The organism is Acetobacter tropicalis, assembly GCF_001580915.1.
In the GTDB taxonomy this organism is placed as follows: domain Bacteria; phylum Pseudomonadota; class Alphaproteobacteria; order Acetobacterales; family Acetobacteraceae; genus Acetobacter; species Acetobacter tropicalis.
On record NZ_LHZQ01000198.1, the window covers coordinates 1 to 17,496 of the forward strand.

Genomic DNA, 17,496 nt, shown 5'->3' on the forward strand with positions numbered 1-17,496 from the left:
AAATGACCCGAAATTGCCTCAAGTGTGAGAAATCCGCGTGGAAGACAGCAAACCCGCAGGCTGGCATGCTGACACTAAAGGCAAAACCCATGCCTGGACCAACGGTAACGCCGTTCTGCCCTTGGGCGATCTGCTGACCACTGACACCATGGCGCTCCTCTCCCTGAGCATTCACGCCGCAGGCCCGTATCTTGTGGAACCAGACGCTCAGACCACAATGATGAACCAATACGCCTGATCCCTCAGGCTTTCTGACGGGGCGTTCCTGCCTGCCAATGTATTTTATTGGGCTGAAGCAGGAATGCCTTTTTCAAGCCTTTATAAAAAGGAGGGTCCTCGAAACCCTCCTTTTTTGTCCCATCAGAATCACACCTCATTGAGAGTGCCGCGGATAGAAAAGGCGCGCTGGAGGCTTTTAACTCCCCTCCGGGTCAAGCTCATCATCTGAGCAATACCGATCACTTGCTTCCCTGCCCCCTCCGAAAAGGACTGCTTGGAAAATAGGTCCCGCGCCCTGATTGACTTTGGGGCTTGGGGCTACGCGGAGCGCATCTTCTCCCTGACAGCAAGCGTCATCCAAACAAAAACAGGGCCGGAACTGTGTCCGGCCCTGCTGAGCAAACCGTGGGATAAAAGCCGCTTTATCAGCTTTCCTGCGCGGCGCTGCGGCGGGCTTCCACTTCTTTTTTCATGGCTGCCTGCACTTTTTCAAAGGCCCGCACTTCAATCTGGCGCACCCGTTCACGGGAGATGCCATATTCATGCGCAAGGTCTTCCAGCGTAGACGGTTCATCCTTCAGGCGGCGTTCCGTGAAGATATGTTTTTCACGGTCATTCAGCGTGTCCATGGCAGAAGCCAGAAGCGCCTTGCGGCCTGAAAGCTCCTCGTTCTCGGCGTAGACTTCTTCCTGATTGTGCTGATCATCAACCAGACGGTCCTGCCACTCGCTGCTTTCATCCGTGCGCATGGGGGCGTTCAGGCTGTGATCGGGTGCCGCCATGCGGCGGTTCATGTTCACCACATCCTGCTCGGGCACGCCCAGCGTGGTGGCGATCTTGTTCACCTGTTCCGGCTGAAGATCCCCATCATCAATGGCCTGCATCTGCCCTTTCAGGCGGCGCAGATTGAAGAACAGTTTTTTCTGCGCGGCAGTGGTGCCCATTTTGACCAGAGACCAGCTATGCAGGATGTATTCCTGAATGGCGGCACGAATCCACCACATGGCGTAGGTGGCAAGGCGGAAGCCCTTGTCCGGATCAAACCGGCGCACGGCCTGCATCATGCCCACATTGCCTTCGCTGATAAGCTCGTTCACCGGCAGGCCGTAGCCGCGATAACCCATGGCGATCTTGGCAACCAGACGCAGATGAGATGTGACCAGCTTGTGCGCGGCGGTCACATCTCCTTTGTCCTTCCACAGATGGGAAAGACGGAGTTCTTCTTCCGGTGTGAGGATAGGGTACTTACGAATATCCTGAAGGTATCTTGACAGATTGTTTTCAGGACGAACATTGATAACAGAAGAAACCATGGGTCAGCACTCCCTTGAACCGGAAAGCTCCCTGCGGTGCAGTGGACTGGGGGCAGCCCATTAAAGAACCGTTTGGAAAGAGGCGAGTTCCGGCCAACAAGTGAAAAAGACTTACATCCTCTTCCTTCGCCCCCCGAAATGAGCAGCACGAGGGAAGAGACGCCCGCTCCGGCACCTATGATAGACGCACGGGAATGGTGAGCTAGGGTGCGCCCGAATCACCACACTGTCAAGAAAATCGGACGATCCTGTTTGATTAACGCAAATGTGAGCTATGCGTTTCCTGCCTGACCACGCGGGACTCGTGGCCGCAGAAAGACTTCTCTTTGCCTGCTCGCTCTTCCAGCTTTTCAGCGGCTGCTTGACCCTTCAGCCTACGGGGCTGACAAGGGATGAGTGGCCTGAAAAAACAGGCTTGGGAGCGCGTGAGGAAAAGCCATCAGGCTGCGAAACCAAACCTCCGCCTGCATTCCCAGACTCGCCCGACCAGCCTTTCAGAGTTTTCACACCGCCTTTTTCAGCGGTGTCATGCCCAGGGCTTCGCCCAGCGCCTGCATGTCCTCCGGCATGGGGGCTTCAAACAGCAGGGCCTCGCCTGTGCGCGGGTGCGTAAAGCCCAGACGGGTGGCGTGCAGCGCCTGCCGGGGGAAATCCAGCGCGGCGGCACGGCCTTCCGGCGTGAGCAGTTTGGCAGCGGCAGGAACGCGGCGCAGATAGACCGGGTCCCCTATCAGCGGGTGCCCGTTGGCTGAAAAATGCACCCGGATCTGATGGGTGCGGCCCGTGGCCAGTTTGCAGGTGACAAGGGCGGCCCCCATCTCAAACGCCTGCAAGGTGCGGTAATGCGTCAGCGCCCATTTGCCGCCGTGGGTAGTGATGGTCATGCGTTTGCGGTCGCGCTTGTCCCGCCCGATATCCCCTTCATAATCGCCCTCCGCAGGGTTGGGGCAGCCCCAGCAGAACGCCAGATAGGCGCGGTCTATGCGGCGGGCTGCAAAATCATCCGAAAGGGCAAGATGTGCCTTTTCTGTTTTGGCAGCCACCATCAGGCCGGATGTATCCTTGTCCAGCCGGTGCACAATGCCGGGCCTGCGCTCCCCGCCAATGCCCTTCAGGCTCTCGCCACAATGGGCGATCAGGCCGTTCACCAATGTGCCGGTTTCATTGCCCGGCGCAGGATGAACCACCAGCCCGGCAGGTTTGTTGAGCACAATGAGATCATCATCTTCATAAAAGATCTCGAACGGCACCGCTTCGCCCTGCGGTACGGCGGGGGTAGCGGGGGGAATGTGCAGCACCAGTTCCATACCGGCCCGCACGCTTTCCGCTGGTTCCGTAATCTGTTTTGCGCCGCACTGGAGATGGCCGCTTTCTATCAGCCCCTTCACACGGGAACGCGAGAGTGTGCCGGACTGTGCGGACACATAGCGGTCCACACGCTCGCCTGCCTGTTCGGGCTGCACGACAATTGTAAGCATAGACCCACCCGCCGGATGGGGAGCATGGCTGGCGCGTGACGGTGGCGCATCTTGCGGCGGGGCGCCCTCTTCCTGTGATTGAGAAGCTGGCTGGCTGGTTTCGGCTCGGGCGGGGGCCTCGCGCTTTGCGTCCTTGCCGCCTTTTTTGCTCCGGCCTGCTTTTCTGGGGCCGGGCATGCCTGCATCTGCATTATCATCCTCTGCCTGCACGTGCGTACGCCGCCGGGATGACCGTGCGCCGCCGGGTGCGGGCTGCGCCGCCCCGGCAGGGTGAGAGGCCTTTGTCTTATCGGGTGTCTGGTCTGGCGTGGGAGCAGGCGTGCCGGGGTTCTTCAAAAACTCATCCTGTCCTAAGGAGCAAGCGGGAGTCCTGCACAAAGCCTACTCACTTGGGCGACGTCAAGCATTTGCGGCAGGGGGCTATGGCTGGGCCATGTCTGATGGGATACACTCCCGGCATGAGTGATCTGCCCACCCCCACCCCTGCCGTTGCCCCGCCTGACCCGGTGGAAGCCCTGCAGGTGGCCTATGCCGCCATGGTGCGCAGGCGCGTGCTGCTGCTGGCGGTATTGGCGGTAGCCATTCTCGTCTCTCTGGCGCTGGATTTCTCGGTGGGGCCTTCTGGCCTGAGCCCGTGGCATCTGCTGCATATTCTGCTGCACCCGGAGGCTGCGCCGCCCATGGAGCGGGTGATTGTGTGGCAGATCAGGCTGCCTTACGCACTGATGGCGGTATGTGTGGGCGCGGCCCTTGGGCTGGCGGGGGCGGAAATGCAGACCGTGGTGGCCAATCCCCTTGCCAGCCCCTTTACGCTGGGTGTTTCGGCTGCCGCCGCATTCGGTGCATCGCTGGCCATTGTGCTGGGCTGGCATCTACCCGGTGTGGGAGAAAGCTGGCTGATTGCCACCAATGCCTTTGTGTTTGCTGTTGGCTCCGTAGGGTTACTGGATGTGGTGAGCCACCGCCGCCACGCCAGCACGGGCACGGTGGTGCTGTTTGGCATTGCGCTGGTGTTCACCTTTCAGGCGCTGGTCTCCCTTATTCAGTTTGTCGCCAATGAGGACGCGTTGCAGGAGCTGGTCTTCTGGACCATGGGCAATCTGACACGCACCACATGGCCCAAACTCGGCCTGCTGGCAGGCGTGGGCGCGGTGGTGGCTGTCTTCTCCTTTCGCTCCGCATGGAGCCTGACCACCCTGCGCATGGGGGAAGAACGGGCAGCCAGCCTTGGCGTGAACGTGCCCCAGATCCGCCGGGCGGCGCTATTGCGCATCAGTCTGCTTTCCGCGCTGGCCGTGGCGTTTGTGGGGATTATCGGGTTTGTGGGGCTGGTTGCCCCGCATATCGCCCGCCGTCTGCTGGGGGAAGACCACAGATTTTACCTGCCGGGCAGCATGCTGGCGGGGGCCCTTATTCTCTCGCTATCTTCCACTGTGGCGCGGGTGTTGGCACCGGGGGTTGTGGTGCCTACCGGCATTGTGACGGCACTGGTGGGCATTCCTTTTTTTGTGGCCATTGTGCTGCGTCGGCAGGGGATGTCCTGATCATGCGTCCTTCCCCGGAACATCCGCCCGCGCCCAGGCAATCATCCTCCCGCTCGCCAGAAACTGGGGCTGGGGGCGAGGAGAACTGTCAGGCCGCTCTCTCCGCCCCTGCTGCGTTCACGTCTGCTGAGGCACAGCCGGGCACAGCACACAGCGCGAGCACCTCGCCAAACACTGGCGACGCTGCCACAGCAAACGTGGATACGGCACGCCCGAACTCGGAAGGACCAGAGGCTGGGGCACCAGAGACGGGGGCATCAGACCGCAATGGGCTTGAAGCGCGGAATGTGACCGTGCGGTTTGGCAGGCGCACTGTGCTGCATGATGTTACGGCGGGACCCTTCACACGCGGCACCATTCACGCCCTGCTTGGGCCTAATGGCAGTGGTAAATCCACCCTGCTGCGCGCCATGGCTGGGCTGTTGCCGTCTTCTGCCTGCGTGACGTTGAATGGCGAGGACCTTTCTGCCATGTCCCTCACCGCACGCACGCGCAAATGTCTGTATCTGCCGCAGGATCTGCCAGCCCCCGTGCATTTGCCGGTGCTGGAAGCGTTGATGGCCGCCAGCCATACCGGCGGCGGGTTTCAGGCCCCACAGCACGATGATGCCGTGCGGGACGCGCTGGACCGGCTGACCCAGTTTGGCATTGCACCGCTGGCGTTACGCCCGCTGGATGAGCTTTCTGGTGGGCAGAGGCAACTGGTGGGGCTGGCGCAGGCGTTCAGCCGCACTCCGGAAGCGGTGTTACTGGATGAACCGCTGAGCGCGCTTGATCTGCACCATCAGTTTGCCGTGATGACCGTTTTGCGGCGGGAGACCACCGCCCGCCAGCTTGTAACGGTTATTGTGCTGCACGACCTGAATATTGCACTGAACCTGACAGATACCGTAACGGTTTTACACGAGGGGCACATCATGGCCTCCGGCCCGCCAGCGGATGTGCTGACCCCTGCCCTGCTGCGCGAGACCTATCGCATCCGTGCCCGGATTGAGCACGGTACGGATGAGCGCAGCTTTGTCAGCGTGGACGGCATTGCGTAAGGCTGAAAAAGCAACCTACGTGCCGCAGAAGGTATGGCGCACGCGCTCGGCAGGTTTTGCAGGCAGGGCGTAGCGTTCCCGGCCCGGCTGCTCCTGATAGGGATTGGCCAGCACGCTCTGCAATGTCTCAAACAGGGTGTAATCGTCCTCGGTAACAGCCTGCACAATCATTTCTTCCACCAGATGATTGCGCGGAATGTAGCAGGGATTCACCCGCCGCATGGTGGCGGCGCGTTGCGCTGGCGTGCATGACGGTTCCTGTTCCAGCCGGGCCTGCCACTGTTTGAGCCACGCGCCCAGCGGGGTGAGCGTATCGGGCAGCAACACGGCATCTGGCGTATTGGCCAACCCTTCCTGAAGCTCTGTCTGGCTGAGTGCGCGGAAAGTCTGGGTGAAATCAAGCTGGTCGTTCTTCATGGTTTCCAACAGAGTGCGCGCGAGGGCGATATCCCCTTCCTGCTCTGTCTTCAGCCCCAGCTTGGCGCGCAGGCCAGCCAGATAGGCGGTCTGGAACTGCGGTTCAAAAGCCCCCAGCGCGGTCTGGGCTATCTCGACCGCCGTGTCATCATTTTCAGCCAGAAGAGGCAGCAGGGCTTCAGCCAGACGGGTCAGGTTCCACAGCGCCATGCTGGGTTGGTTGCCGTAAGCGTAGCGGCCCCGTTCATCAATAAAGCTGAACACGGTTGAGGTATCATACTGCTCCATAAAGGCGCAGGGGCCGTAATCAATCGTCTCGCCAGAGATGGACATGTTGTCCGTGTTCATCACGCCATGAATGAAGCCCACCAGCATCCACTGCGCCACAAGCCGGGCCTGTGCAGCAATCACGCTTTCCAGCAGGGCCAGATACGGGTTTTCAGCCTGCGCGGCATCAGAATAATGGCGGCCAATGGCGTAATCCGCCAGCAGGCGCAGGCCGGCCTCATCCTCCCGCGCGGCAAAAAACTGGAAGGTGCCAACACGGATATGGCTGGCGGCAACACGGGTCAGCACCGCGCCGGGCAATGGTGTTTCGCGCAGCACGGTCTCGCCCGTGCGCACGGCGGCAAGAGAGCGCGTGGTGGGAATGCCCAGCACAGCCATGGCCTCGCTCACCACATATTCACGCAGCACGGGGCCCAGAGCCGCGCGGCCATCCCCCCGGCGGGAAAACGGGGTGCGGCCGGAGCCTTTAAGCTGGATCTCCCATGTTTTGCCTGCGCTATCCGTGACATCCCCCAGCAGCAGGGCGCGACCATCCCCCAGCCGGGGCACAAAGTTACCGAACTGATGGCCCGCATAGGCCAGCGCCACCGGCTGCACGCCTTCCGGCATGGCCTGCCCCGCCAGCATGGCGATACCCGCCGGGCTGGCCAGCCATGCGGTATCCAGCCCCAGCGCCTCCGCCAGTTTTTCATTCAGCTTTATAAGCTGTGGCGCTGCCACGGGGGAAAGTTCTACCTGAGCGTAAAACCGCTCCGGCAGGCTGGCGTACGTTTGTTCGAGAGAAAAATTGTTCATGACTCTGACCACCCAGCGTTGTGTCCTGCTTGCACGCACCCTTGGGCTGCACAGCCTCTACCCTACTGCCGCAACGCCTGCCCTGAAACCCCGAACGCACGAGATGCGCCTATGTTTGAACTGCGGGTTTTTGCTGATGCTCTCATCTCAGCCTCCTCCGCTGGTGCGTGACAGCGCGCAGCGTGATGACACGCAGACAATTTTTCAGCCAGACACCAGTTGAGGAATAGAAAAGCGATACCCGGTACACCGTTGGCGCACAGCAACGCAGACGTTATCCGTGCTGACAGATGTAAGTGCTGCCACTGGTTTGGCATTATGGATCGATCCATAATGCCTCATGCGGGTAATCAATCGTAATACGGAAGCGCCCGCAGATAATAGCATCATCTTTTTTATTTTTATGTCTAAATATAATTTTTGATTATGATAAATATTTTATCATATTGTATTCTTATATTTTCTTTTTTATATACTCATATATTATGTTGAAGTCTTATCGATCAAACATATGATTTGTATCTATGGAATAAGCCTCCCCATAAGGAGCAATATAACTCCCAGTTTGATGATCATGTCTATCATCTCCATTTCCTAGTCGGATATTAACATCACCGATAATGGGAAATTTAACATTTTTTCCATTTTCGTTATAATTATCGTGATAATTTTCATATTCATAATATTTTTTTCTTTTCCCATAAACATCAATGGTCTCAGGATCATGGGTAATAAAGTTTAGATCATTCATAATTTTTTCTTTTCTAAAAAAAGAATTGTAGTAATCTTTATTTTTAGGGGCTGCATTAATATCTGTTGTTGTTACTGTAAATGAGAAAAAAAAATATCATTATGACATGATGCGTTTTCATTTTGATTTCATGTGCCCAAATTTTTACGATCAGCCCCATCTACAGTGACCTAGGCCATACTGTAGTTAAGGTTGCTTTTAGGTTATCATAGTAAACGAGGAAAAGGCGAGCCTTGCATTAGGTGTTTAGTCCCGGGATTTGACGGGTTGGATTGATAATGAATTTTTCTGGCTCTGAAGTCCAGATTTGGCAGACATATTCGTAGGGCGTGAGGCCACTTAGGCTCTTGAGCCTTTGCCCCCGCAGCACCTACTACCGTCTACCCCATCCAGAGGCTCATCCTTTCCAGCCCGAAATTTCTATCAGGCCGTTCCGTAAACCACACAGGGCCAACGCGCTGTGTGCCCAATGTGATTTCCGGCACCTCAATCAGGCGCGTCCCCTGTATCAGGCTGTCACCGTTCTCGACAATCCGCCATTCTGGATGATGGGCATGCCATTTTTCAAAAACACTTTTTATAATATATGATTTTACACCCTCTCCTTTTACGGTGGGGATATGCTGTGCAGTCAGCCCGGCAGGTGTGGGAAACGCTGTTGCTCCCGTATCAAACAACAGAGGAACGGGTTCGCCATCTATCATGAGAGTCACCTCAGGAAAATCACTGCCACGCTCACCGTTCTGATTATGCACAAACGAGAGGGGAACACGCACTGCATGCGGATCTGGGTGCCAGTCTTGTGGTTCGAGCAGAATTTTTTTGGCGGGATAGTCAAATGTCCAGATAAAATGGGAAAGATAGCCCGCCCCAAGCATACCATCCGCAGCCTTCACGCCTGCATCAGCATCAAGAATAACAGCATCTGCCCCGCAAGGACGCGGCTGCGTTACGGAGGGCAAACCGGCACCTGTGCGAAATGAAATTCCGCCGACAAGACCCACCTTGAAATCAGGCTGTTTGCAGGTTGTTACTGTCCCGCCAAGACGGGAGACAATGTCTCTACGAAGAGCATACAGGCCGCCAAATCCGGCCCCTCCCGTATCCACAATCAACCGGGGTGTGTAGCCCGTCCGCGCAGTCGGTGTAACATAGAAATGTCCGGCTTCAAACATTGTGGGCACAAGCACTTCTTTTGTCTGAGCGTGCGCCATTGCAGCAAACATGCAGCCACAAAACACCAAGAAAACCTTTGATAATAAATGCGTCATTTGCAAACAGAGCTGCCTATAACTTTCACAATCCTGAGATGGGTCTGGCATGTTATCGTCCCCTGCCAACAGGCACCACATATGAAAAATTCATGGCTTTTGAAGCAGACTTTCCGCGCACCGTATTTCTTCACATTCCTTCAAAAAATCATAAGTTTATATTGTTATTTATTGACGAAAATGATTTATTTCTTCCGTCAAGGTAACACAGATGGACACCTTCTATAACACCAATATTTTGTTTCTTCCGCTCACATATGACCACTCTAGTATTCTTAGAGGTCGTTCCAATTCTGCTCCTCTCACCAACACCGAGTAAAATATGAAACTTAGTCAGAGTATCGCACGTCATGGAGCTGAGGCAGTTAAAACATATCGCACTGTCTCTGGGATCAGGCAGGACAACGAGGTTCCTGAGATATTTCTCGGCGGACAAATTGCGATTGGACTGAACCGTGATTTAAATTTTCAGGCTCACGTCGAAAGACCATATCTCACAATTATTAAAGAGCTAGGGGGCACAATAGACGACCAGTGCATTGAGAGTATGGGTAGTTTAAGAGCAGACGTTGCACTCTATCAGGAAGAAAAACCAATTGCTATCGTTGAGCTAAAGATTTGCGACGAAAGAGATCGCCGCGGATGGAAAGTGCTCGCTGATCTTGAAAAAATGAATCGATTATCGGAACAGACAAGAATTGCAATGTACCTTGGCGTTCTGCTCACCGACACGCACCAAGAGTGCAAAGATCGCAGGAAAAGTCTCGAGACGATACTAGGGCAAAAATTTGAAGCGGACTCAGGTCTCGAAGCTGCAGGCAAAGATGCCAAATGGAACTGGCAATTTATAGCTGGAAAATTTACGTGAAATCTAATGTTTTTATATATCCCATCATCGTTCATTGCTTCCACCGGGAAAGATTTTACAATCCTGCTCCGGTATTGAGTTAATGTTCGCAGACAGCCGCCTCCCTCCAGCCCCACAATGCCCGTCAACTTTCTTCATAGTGAACGGGTAGAACATCCTGTCATCCGAGTTCCTTCACGTTTTTTCTCAGTTTTCTGAAAATAGTCATAAACCTTCTTAAATCCATTCAGGCGAACAAGCTCCCTTATCCCGTCATTTGATTACCGCATAGCTCCGCTTTGTAGAGCCGCAACAAAAAGCCCCCTCAGTTATCTTGTAAGCGCAAGGGCGTGACGGATGGGGGCAAGATATCCTATTATATCTTGCAGAAGCGGACGGTGCATACTGCCACGTAGTGGACGCAAAAGATAACGCAAGGATGGTCATGGAAAATCAGGTTCATTCAATCTGGTCGCAACTGAATGGGTTGCTGCCTATTGTGTTGGGTTACGTCAGTCAGTTTGCGCTGGCGCTGCTTGTTCTTTTTGTTGGCTGGAAACTTGTCAACGCGGTCACGCGCGCCATGGGCCGCATGATGGAGGCAAGCCATATCGAACCCACACTCCGCGGGTTTTTGCTGAGTGTTGTGGGGCTGTTCCTCAAGGCCCTGCTGCTGATCAGCGTGGCCTCCATGGTCGGGATTGCGACAACATCCTTTGTTGCTGTTCTGGGTGCCGCTGGTCTGGCCGTGGGCATGGCGTTGCAGGGTAGCCTTGCCAACTTTGCGGGCGGTGTGCTGATCCTGCTGTTCCGTCCCTTCAAGGTTGGGGATTCCATTACAGCGGGTGGCAGTTCAGGCACCGTGACATCCATTGAAATGTTCCGCACTGTTCTGCGTGATGCAAATAATGAGATCATTTATGTTCCCAACGGAACATTATCAAACAACATTGTGGTCAACAGTTCTGAAACTGACAGGCTTCTGGGTTCGGTCACACTGCTGATTGATTACAATGATGATATTGATAAAGCCCGAGCCCTGCTGCTTGGCCTGACAGAGCAGGATGAACTGGTTCTTAAAAGCCCCGCCCCCTCTGTTTCCTTTTTACCAAAAGCTGCAAATATTCAGGTAACACTTGGGTTCTGGTGCGCCCCCGGAAACGTTGCCCCTCTGGTCGCAAAATATTCAGAGGCAGCCATCAAAGTGCTTCAGAAAGAAGGCTATCGCCTTGGGGTAACCGCACGCACGGCGGCATGATCCACCCGGGTTTCAGGACAAGCTCCTGAAACCCACCCCTCTTTCAGGTGGGCATGATTTGTGCAAGAAACATCTGAAAATACTTTCGCTTTCAAAAAAATTTAGAATATTCTCTTCCTGACACACACAATCATGCAGGAAGCAATACTCTTCAAATATTGCCTCTTACGAGGCACGTGACACCCTCATAAATTGATCACACGGGCATAGTTGATACGCGACTTTAAGCAAGGCTAAAGCACGCACGCTTCTTTACGGAAATATTCCTCCCTTCCAGAGGAAGCTCACACCTTTCAAAGAGCTCCGCACCACGCGGCATGGTTTACATCTTTTTTATGGGCTGAAGACACTCAGACCAACACTGCGAATGTGCGTATTGGCTCCGCAGACTCAACACCATTTCCCGAAGACATTCTCTAAAAAATAACTAAAAATAATATAGTTATCAATATCCATCTCACTTCAGGTTCTTGCATCCCTGACTTTTTACCCCATTCTGCCACACCACACAGACACGCATTTGTGACTCCATCCGGGTCTCCTAGCCTGTCACTTTAGCGCGGTATGCGTTGTTCTCATCTGAGTGCTGCTTATGATCCCTGTTCAGTTTGATCATGCAGGCGCTACTGGATGGGATCGTTCTCCCTTTCAAGCGGCCCGGCGAGCAGGGAGAGTGATTTTTATGACCACCTTTGAACTGGTCGATGCCCATCAGCGCGAGAGGGTAGGGTCATTCCCCTCCTTTGACCCTGCGCGAGGAGATCTGGAGGTCTTCCGGCGTGATCTTGCGGAAGGCACAACTGCTCTGTTGGGGTCTGATACTGTGGCGTATGAAGAAAGGGTGATACCCGGCCCCGCCAATGCCCCTGCGGTGCGGGTTCTGATCTTCCGGCCGCCCGAGGCCAATGGTCCCGCGCCGGTCATTCTGTACGTGCATGGGGGCGGCATGATTGCGGGTACGCCGGACATGCAGGCTGGCACCCATGCCAGAGTGGCCGCCGCAACAGGGGCGTTGATTGTGTCCGTTGATTATCGGCTCGCACCTGAAACGCCTTTTCCCGGCGGGCTGGAGGATGTGTATGCAGCGCTCCTGTGGCTGTCTGCCCATGCCACGGACCTAGGGGGAGACTCCAGCCGTATCAGCATCATGGGGGATAGCGGAGGCGGATGTCTGGCTGCCGCTACAGCGCTTCTGGCGCGGGACCGGAAACAGGTGCCGCTGCGGGCGCAGATCCTGATCTATCCCATGCTGGACCTGCGCACGGGCGGCCCGGACGCCCTAACGGATGACCCGACAACAGGCGAGTTTGTCTGGACACGAGCCCAGAACCAGCATGCGTGGTCTGCGGTGCGGGGCACACTGGCAGCGGATGATCCGGCATTTGGTTATCTCTCTCCCGCCTTCATGCGTAATCTGTCCGGCCTGCCGCCAACCTTCCTGATAACGGGAGCGCTTGATCTGTTCAGGGATGAGGACGTGACGTTTGCGCAGCGGTTATGGCAGGCTGGTGTTCCGACAGATCTGATTGTGTACGCCAATGCCGTGCATGCGTTTGATCTACTCCCCTCACCTTTGGCTGAGCGGGTGCAGCGGGACGTTGTGGAAGCCATCCGCCGCCTGACCTGAAAGGCTGGGATGAGATAAGGAAGGACACATGGTTTCTGAACACACTGAAACCAAGCCAACGCCACGCGCTGCATGGTTTGCCCCCAAACGCTTCGGCTATGGCGCAGGCACCCCTATTACATGGCAGGGATGGGCTACCCTGGGCCTTTTTCTTGCCGTGACGCTGGGTTCCTCTTTTGCGCTTCCTTTCCTGCCCTTCCGCCACACGACCTCCTTACTGGTTGGCGTTATTTTGCTTGATATTATTGCAACGGCCCTCTTTTTCTGGGTCTGTCGCTCCCACACGCAAGGGGGATGGCGCTGGAGATGGGGCGAGTCTGACTGACGGCGCGTGCTCTGGCCCTGTCTGTGCGAACATGGTAGGTAAATGCCCACTTTGAACGCAGCCGCGCAGGTTTGTTTCTTACCCGCCTGATTTTTGCCCGTAAGCAACACGCCTGCACGACACAGACCCAGACGGACACCACACGTCCAGCACACCAAGGCCGCGGAGACGCCAGAACTTATGAGCACGACGAGAGAGACAGTCTTCCAGATCACCCCTAAGACCGATGCTGTCAGCCCGGAAGAACGCGCTGCCTTGCTGGCGAACCCCGGCTTTGGTCGTGTCTTTTCTGACCATATGGCCGTTGTGACCTACACCGAGGGCAAGGGCTGGCACACGCCGCAGATTCTGCCCCGCCAGCCGCTGGTGCTGGACCCCGCTGCTTCTGTGCTGCACTACGCGCAGGAAATTTTTGAGGGTATGAAGGCCTACCGCGCCCCCAACGGGGATGCGCAACTGTTCCGCCCGGACGCCAACGCCCGCCGCTTCCGCAAATCTGCCGAGCGCATGGCCATGGCGGAAGTGCCGGAAGAACTGTTTCTGGACGCCGTGAACCAGCTTGTGAAAATTGATGCTGGCTGGATTCCGGACCCGGAAGTGGGCACGCTGTATCTGCGCCCCTTCATGATTGCCACGGAAGCCGCGCTGGGTGTGAAGCCCGCTTCTGAATACAAGTTTATTGTGATTGCCTGCGCTGCTGGGGAATATTTCTCCAAAGATGCGGGGCCAGTAAGCGTGTGGGTTGAAGAACGCACGGTGCGCGCCTCTCGTGGCGGCACGGGTGAAGCCAAATGTGGTGGCAACTATGCCGCCAGCCTGACCGCCCAGCAGGAAGCCAAGGAACACGGCTGCCATCAGGTGCTGTTTCTGGATGCCGCAGAACGCAAGTGGATTGAAGAAATGGGCGGCATGAACATCATGGCCGTTCTGGATGATGGCACCCTGCAGACCCCGCCGCTGGAAGGCACCATTCTGCCCGGCATCACCCGTGATTCCCTGCTGACACTGGCACGGGACAAGGGGCTGACGGTGAAGGAAGAACCCTACGCCATTGACCAGCTTTACGCGGATGCCAAATCTGGCCGCCTGCGTGAACTGTTTGCCTGTGGCACCGCAGCCGTGGTCACGCCCATCGGTACGTTGAAAAGCGCCGAAGGCACGCATGTGATCAACGGCCAGACGGGCGATGTGACGGCTGACCTGCGCAAGACGCTGTGTGATATTCAGTTTGGCCGTGCGCCAGACCCACATGGCTGGGTGCACAAAGTCGGCTGAGGCGGCTAGCTACTCTCAACAGCAGACCAGAATGAAAAATGTGCGCAATGCTTCTGCCCCATTGGGTAAAGAGGCATTGCTCACACCATTTGAATGATCTGAAAAATCGACTTCAACGCACACATTTCGTCAGGTGAAATAACTGAATATCCGGGCGAATGCGCCCTTTAGGCAGCAGGATATTTTCAAGATCAGTCACAATAACCGCATCTGGCGCTGGTTTCCGTTTTTCCGGCGTAAAAGCTGTAATATGCAGCCCGTCTTTCAGAAATATGAGCTCTGTGAACGCTTTTTTATCGGGCAGGGAATACGCAAAAACTCTCCCGCTTGATCCCTGATCGAGAATCAGGATTTTCCTGTTCCCATCTTTTTCATAGAGTTCTATCTCGTTGTAGTATCCTGATTGGGTGATACTTTGAGGCACCACCTTAAGACCGATATTTTCTGTGCCCTCAGACGAATAAACAGCATTCTCCCAATGACAATCTGCGGCCTCTGAATGGTTCAAAACTAAAAATGAAAACACCAGAAAATATAAGATTATGATTTTTATATTTTTTAATTTGAAAACGAAATTATCTTTCTTCTGTTTCACAAAAAAATACCTTCTATTTTCAATAAATCTTCCGCAAGAACGTTTTCTTTCACCATTATAGGCCTGTACCCTGAAAGGTTCTAGGGAACTGGCAGGCTTTGAATGATAGGACGGACTGCATAGCTGTTTGTGATGAACTGGAGACAGTCGGAACCCTATTGACCAGACTCACGAAAGTGCGGGCTGTTGCCACACGATCATTTTATCCCATTTACTCACGTAATGTCCCGTCATAATAATTTAAGGAGAGATTTAATGAGCTTTAGAACGAAGTGGAAAGCACGAGAGCTACAGGCTCGTCATACACGTGGAAGCGAGCGTGATTATGATTGGCTTGGCGAAGCTCACAGAAAATATCCAGAAGCCTTTGAAAAAACCATGTCGTTTATTAGCTCTGTAGAGAGTGATGCCCAGAAGGTGGGGATTGAGTCAGGAAAGATTATTTCTTTATCCAATGGTGGCATGCTGTTTTTGATAGTCTTTGCGATAAGTAGCTGGACGACACATCATGCAGGAGATGACTGGCTTACCTCTCGTATCGTATGGGTCGATCGTGCATTTGGTCTGGTTTTTTGCGGGAGTGTGATGTTTGTCATATTGGAAATGGTACGCTTTTTTGCCAACACAACCGCAACTTTCAATCCGCAAATAATGGATCGGACAAAAGAAAAATGGGATGAAATATTATCAAGAAAACCAGCAAAAGACTTTGTTTCAAAGCAGATAGATCTTTTTATAGCACGCGAACGAGCTAAAAATGTGCGTCTATTGACCAGCAATGCGTCTGGCAACTGGACAGGCAGCAAGTTTTTTGTGGCACTCCAGTGCGCTTGCGTTGTGATGTCTACCATTGGTGGTTTTGTATTACTTGAAGCGAATGTCGCAACCTCACGACAGGTCGCTAAAGAAAAACCAGCTCAAGAAATGATGTGCCGACCAGTGGAAAACACGCCTTAGAACCGCTGAAAAGCCCCTCACCCTATGAATAATAATATGGACTTATAAAAATTTATCACCGGTCCCGTTTCTTATTATACCACCAGTCCTTCCACAGGGAGACGGCTGATATTTTCTAGAGAGGAATGGCGGCGTCTAGCGTTATAAAATCTGTTTACGTGCTGAAAATGGAGAAGCGCCCCCAAACCGTCTCCGCCATTACAGCGGAGAGTGAATGGCGGCTTCGTGCTCAATCTCGCACTGCTTTGTATCGGGCTTAGGGGCCGTGGCGCGCAGGGCGGCCAGTTCCGCGCGGGCGGCGTCCATATCGGCGCGAAAAGCGGCGCTGCCATGCATGGCCGCGACCTCGGCGGCCCCTGCCAGATAGCCTTCCTGCACATCGCTCTCCCAATGCACACCGCACACAATGCGGCTTTCACCAAATACGCGGCCGCGTTGCAGAATGGCGGTGCTGCGGTCTGGCAGCAATTCGGTCAACACAAGGGCAAGGCTCCACCCCAGCATGGTATGGCCGGAAGGATAAGCGCCGGTCTTGGCAATATCTTCCCGATCCTCTTCCGTGCAGATGGCGTTATCCGTGCCCACAAAGGGGCGGGTGCGCCGCCAGTAATCCTTGCCTTTCCACATATCGGGCACTTCCGTATTGCCCATATTCCGCAGCAGCGCGACCAGATGCGGCGCTTTGGCGGCATCAATCACAAAGCCTGCCGCACAGGAAAAACTGTTGAGCAGATCAGGAAGCTGCAATTTTGCATCGGAGGCTGCCAGCGCCCAACGCGCATCATTCTTCCAACCACGGGTGACAGCAAAAGCTTTTTCGTCCGTCTGATGCCGCAGGCTCCCCGGCTGAGGCGGCGGCGGCAGATACTGTGTGGGGTCCGGCTGCGTATCTGGCGTGAGATACGGCGAGGACCGCGATGCCTGCGGCTGTGAGTGCGCGGCGCCATGCCCGTGCGGAAGCGCAGTGTGCGTCTGCCGTGTGACTGGTGACGGGTGAGGCTGTGCGGAATGCAGAGAATCTGCCTGTGCCGGGACGAAAGTGCACAAGGGCGCTCCCAGAGAAACCAGAGAAAGAATAAGAACCCTTGCCCTGACACCGTGACCTTGCACCACGCTAAAAAGAGTCTGCCTGACTGGCACGGGGGCTGACTGTCCGTTTCCTGTTCTCAAAACCGCGCTTCCTCTTCTACCGCCCTGCGGCTGATCCTGCCGGGGCAGTACGGGCAGCCGTTTGAACGTCTCACATCCTTTATCTGCCGCCCTCCCATCATTTCCGAACCCCTTGGGGTTCATACATGCAGGGTGTGTGGCGAAAGGATTTTACAGCATGTGAACGCGCCCTCTATGTGAAAGTTTTGAGACAGGTGCCCCTTTCTTCACGTTATGCCGGATTATCCACCCTTATCTTGTGCGCCAGATACTGGTAAAATCTGACTGGCTTTTAGAGACTTCAGGACACAGCCGGTCTGACCCACAGCAATCAGGTGCAACGC

General features: G+C 55.0%; 17 protein-coding genes and 1 pseudogene. 10 read left to right on the top strand and 8 right to left on the bottom strand.

What is annotated here, in order from left to right; genetic code table 11:
* Nucleotides 1-37 precede the first annotated feature (37 nt).
* On the top strand, nucleotides 38-238 hold the full coding sequence (locus AD944_RS07060) for a hypothetical protein (RefSeq protein ID WP_045542016.1): 201 nt from the start codon (nucleotides 38-40) through the stop codon (nucleotides 236-238).
* 406 nt (nucleotides 239-644) lie between these two features.
* Here the strand turns inward: AD944_RS07060 and rpoH are convergent, their stop codons facing one another.
* Nucleotides 645-1,532 (bottom strand): RNA polymerase sigma factor RpoH, encoded by an 888-nt coding sequence (gene rpoH / locus AD944_RS07065; protein ID WP_045542018.1) that lies wholly within the window; start codon nucleotides 1,530-1,532, stop codon nucleotides 645-647.
* A gap of 503 nt (nucleotides 1,533-2,035) precedes the next feature.
* Entirely contained in the window at nucleotides 2,036-3,010 is a 975-nt protein-coding gene (locus AD944_RS07070) for an RluA family pseudouridine synthase (protein WP_045542021.1), read from the bottom strand.
* A 458-nt stretch (nucleotides 3,011-3,468) separates the two neighbouring features.
* Between AD944_RS07070 and AD944_RS07075 the strand changes: the two genes are divergently transcribed.
* Together AD944_RS07075 and AD944_RS07080 are read left to right on the top strand one after the other, a co-directional pair.
* The gene (locus AD944_RS07075) at nucleotides 3,469-4,554 is read left to right on the top strand and encodes a FecCD family ABC transporter permease (RefSeq protein ID WP_045542022.1); all 1,086 of its coding nucleotides are present in this window, start codon (nucleotides 3,469-3,471) and stop codon (nucleotides 4,552-4,554) included.
* A gap of 287 nt (nucleotides 4,555-4,841) precedes the next feature.
* A complete protein-coding gene (locus tag AD944_RS07080) occupies nucleotides 4,842-5,597 on the top strand; it encodes an ABC transporter ATP-binding protein (protein ID WP_045542023.1) in 756 nt (251 codons plus the stop codon).
* Nucleotides 5,598-5,612: 15 nt separating this feature from the next.
* On the opposite strand, the gene AD944_RS07085 is transcribed toward AD944_RS07080, so the two are convergent.
* Nucleotides 5,613-7,097 carry a protein adenylyltransferase SelO gene (locus AD944_RS07085; RefSeq protein WP_045542019.1) on the bottom strand — a complete coding sequence of 495 codons (1,485 nt, stop codon included), beginning with the start codon at nucleotides 7,095-7,097 and terminating at the stop codon, nucleotides 5,613-5,615.
* Between AD944_RS07085 and AD944_RS07090 the strand changes: the two genes are divergently transcribed.
* A complete protein-coding gene (locus AD944_RS07090) occupies nucleotides 7,096-7,320 on the top strand; it encodes a hypothetical protein (RefSeq protein WP_045542020.1) in 225 nt (74 codons plus the stop codon). The genes AD944_RS07085 and AD944_RS07090 overlap by 2 nt on opposite strands.
* 273 nt (nucleotides 7,321-7,593) lie before the next feature.
* Here the strand turns inward: AD944_RS07090 and AD944_RS07095 are convergent, their stop codons facing one another.
* The 3 genes and pseudogenes from AD944_RS07095 to AD944_RS07100 all read right to left on the bottom strand — a co-directional run bounded on the left by AD944_RS07095 (nucleotide 7,594) and on the right by AD944_RS07100 (nucleotide 9,062).
* Nucleotides 7,594-7,848 carry a hypothetical protein gene (locus AD944_RS07095; RefSeq protein ID WP_045541699.1) on the bottom strand — a complete coding sequence of 85 codons (255 nt, stop codon included), beginning with the start codon at nucleotides 7,846-7,848 and terminating at the stop codon, nucleotides 7,594-7,596.
* 238 nt (nucleotides 7,849-8,086) lie between these two features.
* A pseudogene (locus AD944_RS17395) lies at nucleotides 8,087-8,206 on the bottom strand (IS481 family transposase); the annotation flags it as partial.
* Between the two features lie 22 nt (nucleotides 8,207-8,228).
* Nucleotides 8,229-9,062: a hypothetical protein gene (locus AD944_RS07100; protein WP_145912789.1), complete on the bottom strand. Its 834-nt coding sequence runs from the start codon at nucleotides 9,060-9,062 to the stop codon at nucleotides 8,229-8,231.
* A 379-nt stretch (nucleotides 9,063-9,441) separates the two neighbouring features.
* Here AD944_RS07100 and AD944_RS07105 point away from each other — a divergent pair, with 379 nt between their 5' ends.
* From AD944_RS07105 to AD944_RS07125, 5 genes are all read left to right on the top strand, one after another.
* Nucleotides 9,442-9,987 (top strand): hypothetical protein, encoded by a 546-nt coding sequence (locus tag AD944_RS07105; protein ID WP_045541700.1) that lies wholly within the window; start codon nucleotides 9,442-9,444, stop codon nucleotides 9,985-9,987.
* 418 nt (nucleotides 9,988-10,405) lie between these two features.
* Nucleotides 10,406-11,224 (top strand): mechanosensitive ion channel family protein, encoded by an 819-nt coding sequence (locus tag AD944_RS07110; protein WP_179946464.1) that lies wholly within the window; start codon nucleotides 10,406-10,408, stop codon nucleotides 11,222-11,224.
* 682 nt (nucleotides 11,225-11,906) lie between these two features.
* Nucleotides 11,907-12,851 (top strand): alpha/beta hydrolase, encoded by a 945-nt coding sequence (locus tag AD944_RS07115; protein WP_045541701.1) that lies wholly within the window; start codon nucleotides 11,907-11,909, stop codon nucleotides 12,849-12,851.
* Nucleotides 12,852-12,879: 28 nt separating this feature from the next.
* Nucleotides 12,880-13,176 carry a hypothetical protein gene (locus tag AD944_RS07120; RefSeq protein ID WP_045541702.1) on the top strand — a complete coding sequence of 99 codons (297 nt, stop codon included), beginning with the start codon at nucleotides 12,880-12,882 and terminating at the stop codon, nucleotides 13,174-13,176.
* A gap of 180 nt (nucleotides 13,177-13,356) precedes the next feature.
* The gene (locus tag AD944_RS07125; protein ID WP_006558853.1) at nucleotides 13,357-14,451 is read left to right on the top strand and encodes a branched-chain amino acid aminotransferase; all 1,095 of its coding nucleotides are present in this window, start codon (nucleotides 13,357-13,359) and stop codon (nucleotides 14,449-14,451) included.
* 112 nt (nucleotides 14,452-14,563) lie between these two features.
* Here AD944_RS07125 and AD944_RS07130 read toward each other — a convergent pair whose 3' ends face one another.
* The gene (locus tag AD944_RS07130) at nucleotides 14,564-15,046 is read right to left on the bottom strand and encodes a hypothetical protein (RefSeq protein WP_045541703.1); all 483 of its coding nucleotides are present in this window, start codon (nucleotides 15,044-15,046) and stop codon (nucleotides 14,564-14,566) included.
* A gap of 255 nt (nucleotides 15,047-15,301) precedes the next feature.
* On the opposite strand from AD944_RS07130, the gene AD944_RS07135 reads away from it, so the two are divergent.
* Entirely contained in the window at nucleotides 15,302-16,003 is a 702-nt protein-coding gene (locus AD944_RS07135) for a hypothetical protein (protein ID WP_045541704.1), read from the top strand.
* Between the two features lie 198 nt (nucleotides 16,004-16,201).
* Here AD944_RS07135 and AD944_RS16345 read toward each other — a convergent pair whose 3' ends face one another.
* Nucleotides 16,202-17,050 carry an acid phosphatase gene (locus AD944_RS16345; RefSeq protein ID WP_236709152.1) on the bottom strand — a complete coding sequence of 283 codons (849 nt, stop codon included), beginning with the start codon at nucleotides 17,048-17,050 and terminating at the stop codon, nucleotides 16,202-16,204.
* Nucleotides 17,051-17,496 lie beyond the last annotated feature (446 nt).

Excerpts from the sequence above, each read along its gene's own strand:
- AD944_RS07110 (WP_179946464.1), top strand. The coding sequence starts at position 10,406 with ATGGTCATGGAAAATCAGGTTCATTCAATCTGGTCGCAACTGAATGGG.
- rpoH (WP_045542018.1), bottom strand. The coding sequence starts at position 1,532 with ATGGTTTCTTCTGTTATCAATGTTCGTCCTGAAAACAATCTGTCAAGA.
- AD944_RS07135 (WP_045541704.1), top strand. The coding sequence starts at position 15,302 with ATGAGCTTTAGAACGAAGTGGAAAGCACGAGAGCTACAGGCTCGTCAT.
- AD944_RS07105 (WP_045541700.1), top strand. The coding sequence starts at position 9,442 with ATGAAACTTAGTCAGAGTATCGCACGTCATGGAGCTGAGGCAGTTAAA.
- AD944_RS07070 (WP_045542021.1), bottom strand. The coding sequence starts at position 3,010 with ATGCTTACAATTGTCGTGCAGCCCGAACAGGCAGGCGAGCGTGTGGAC.
- AD944_RS07090 (WP_045542020.1), top strand. The coding sequence starts at position 7,096 with ATGACTCTGACCACCCAGCGTTGTGTCCTGCTTGCACGCACCCTTGGG.
- AD944_RS07100 (WP_145912789.1), bottom strand. The coding sequence starts at position 9,062 with ATGGCGCACGCTCAGACAAAAGAAGTGCTTGTGCCCACAATGTTTGAA.
- AD944_RS07120 (WP_045541702.1), top strand. The coding sequence starts at position 12,880 with ATGGTTTCTGAACACACTGAAACCAAGCCAACGCCACGCGCTGCATGG.
- AD944_RS07085 (WP_045542019.1), bottom strand. The coding sequence starts at position 7,097 with ATGAACAATTTTTCTCTCGAACAAACGTACGCCAGCCTGCCGGAGCGG.
- AD944_RS07095 (WP_045541699.1), bottom strand. The coding sequence starts at position 7,848 with ATGAATGATCTAAACTTTATTACCCATGATCCTGAGACCATTGATGTT.
- AD944_RS07075 (WP_045542022.1), top strand. The coding sequence starts at position 3,469 with ATGAGTGATCTGCCCACCCCCACCCCTGCCGTTGCCCCGCCTGACCCG.
- AD944_RS07125 (WP_006558853.1), top strand. The coding sequence starts at position 13,357 with ATGAGCACGACGAGAGAGACAGTCTTCCAGATCACCCCTAAGACCGAT.
- AD944_RS07115 (WP_045541701.1), top strand. The coding sequence starts at position 11,907 with ATGACCACCTTTGAACTGGTCGATGCCCATCAGCGCGAGAGGGTAGGG.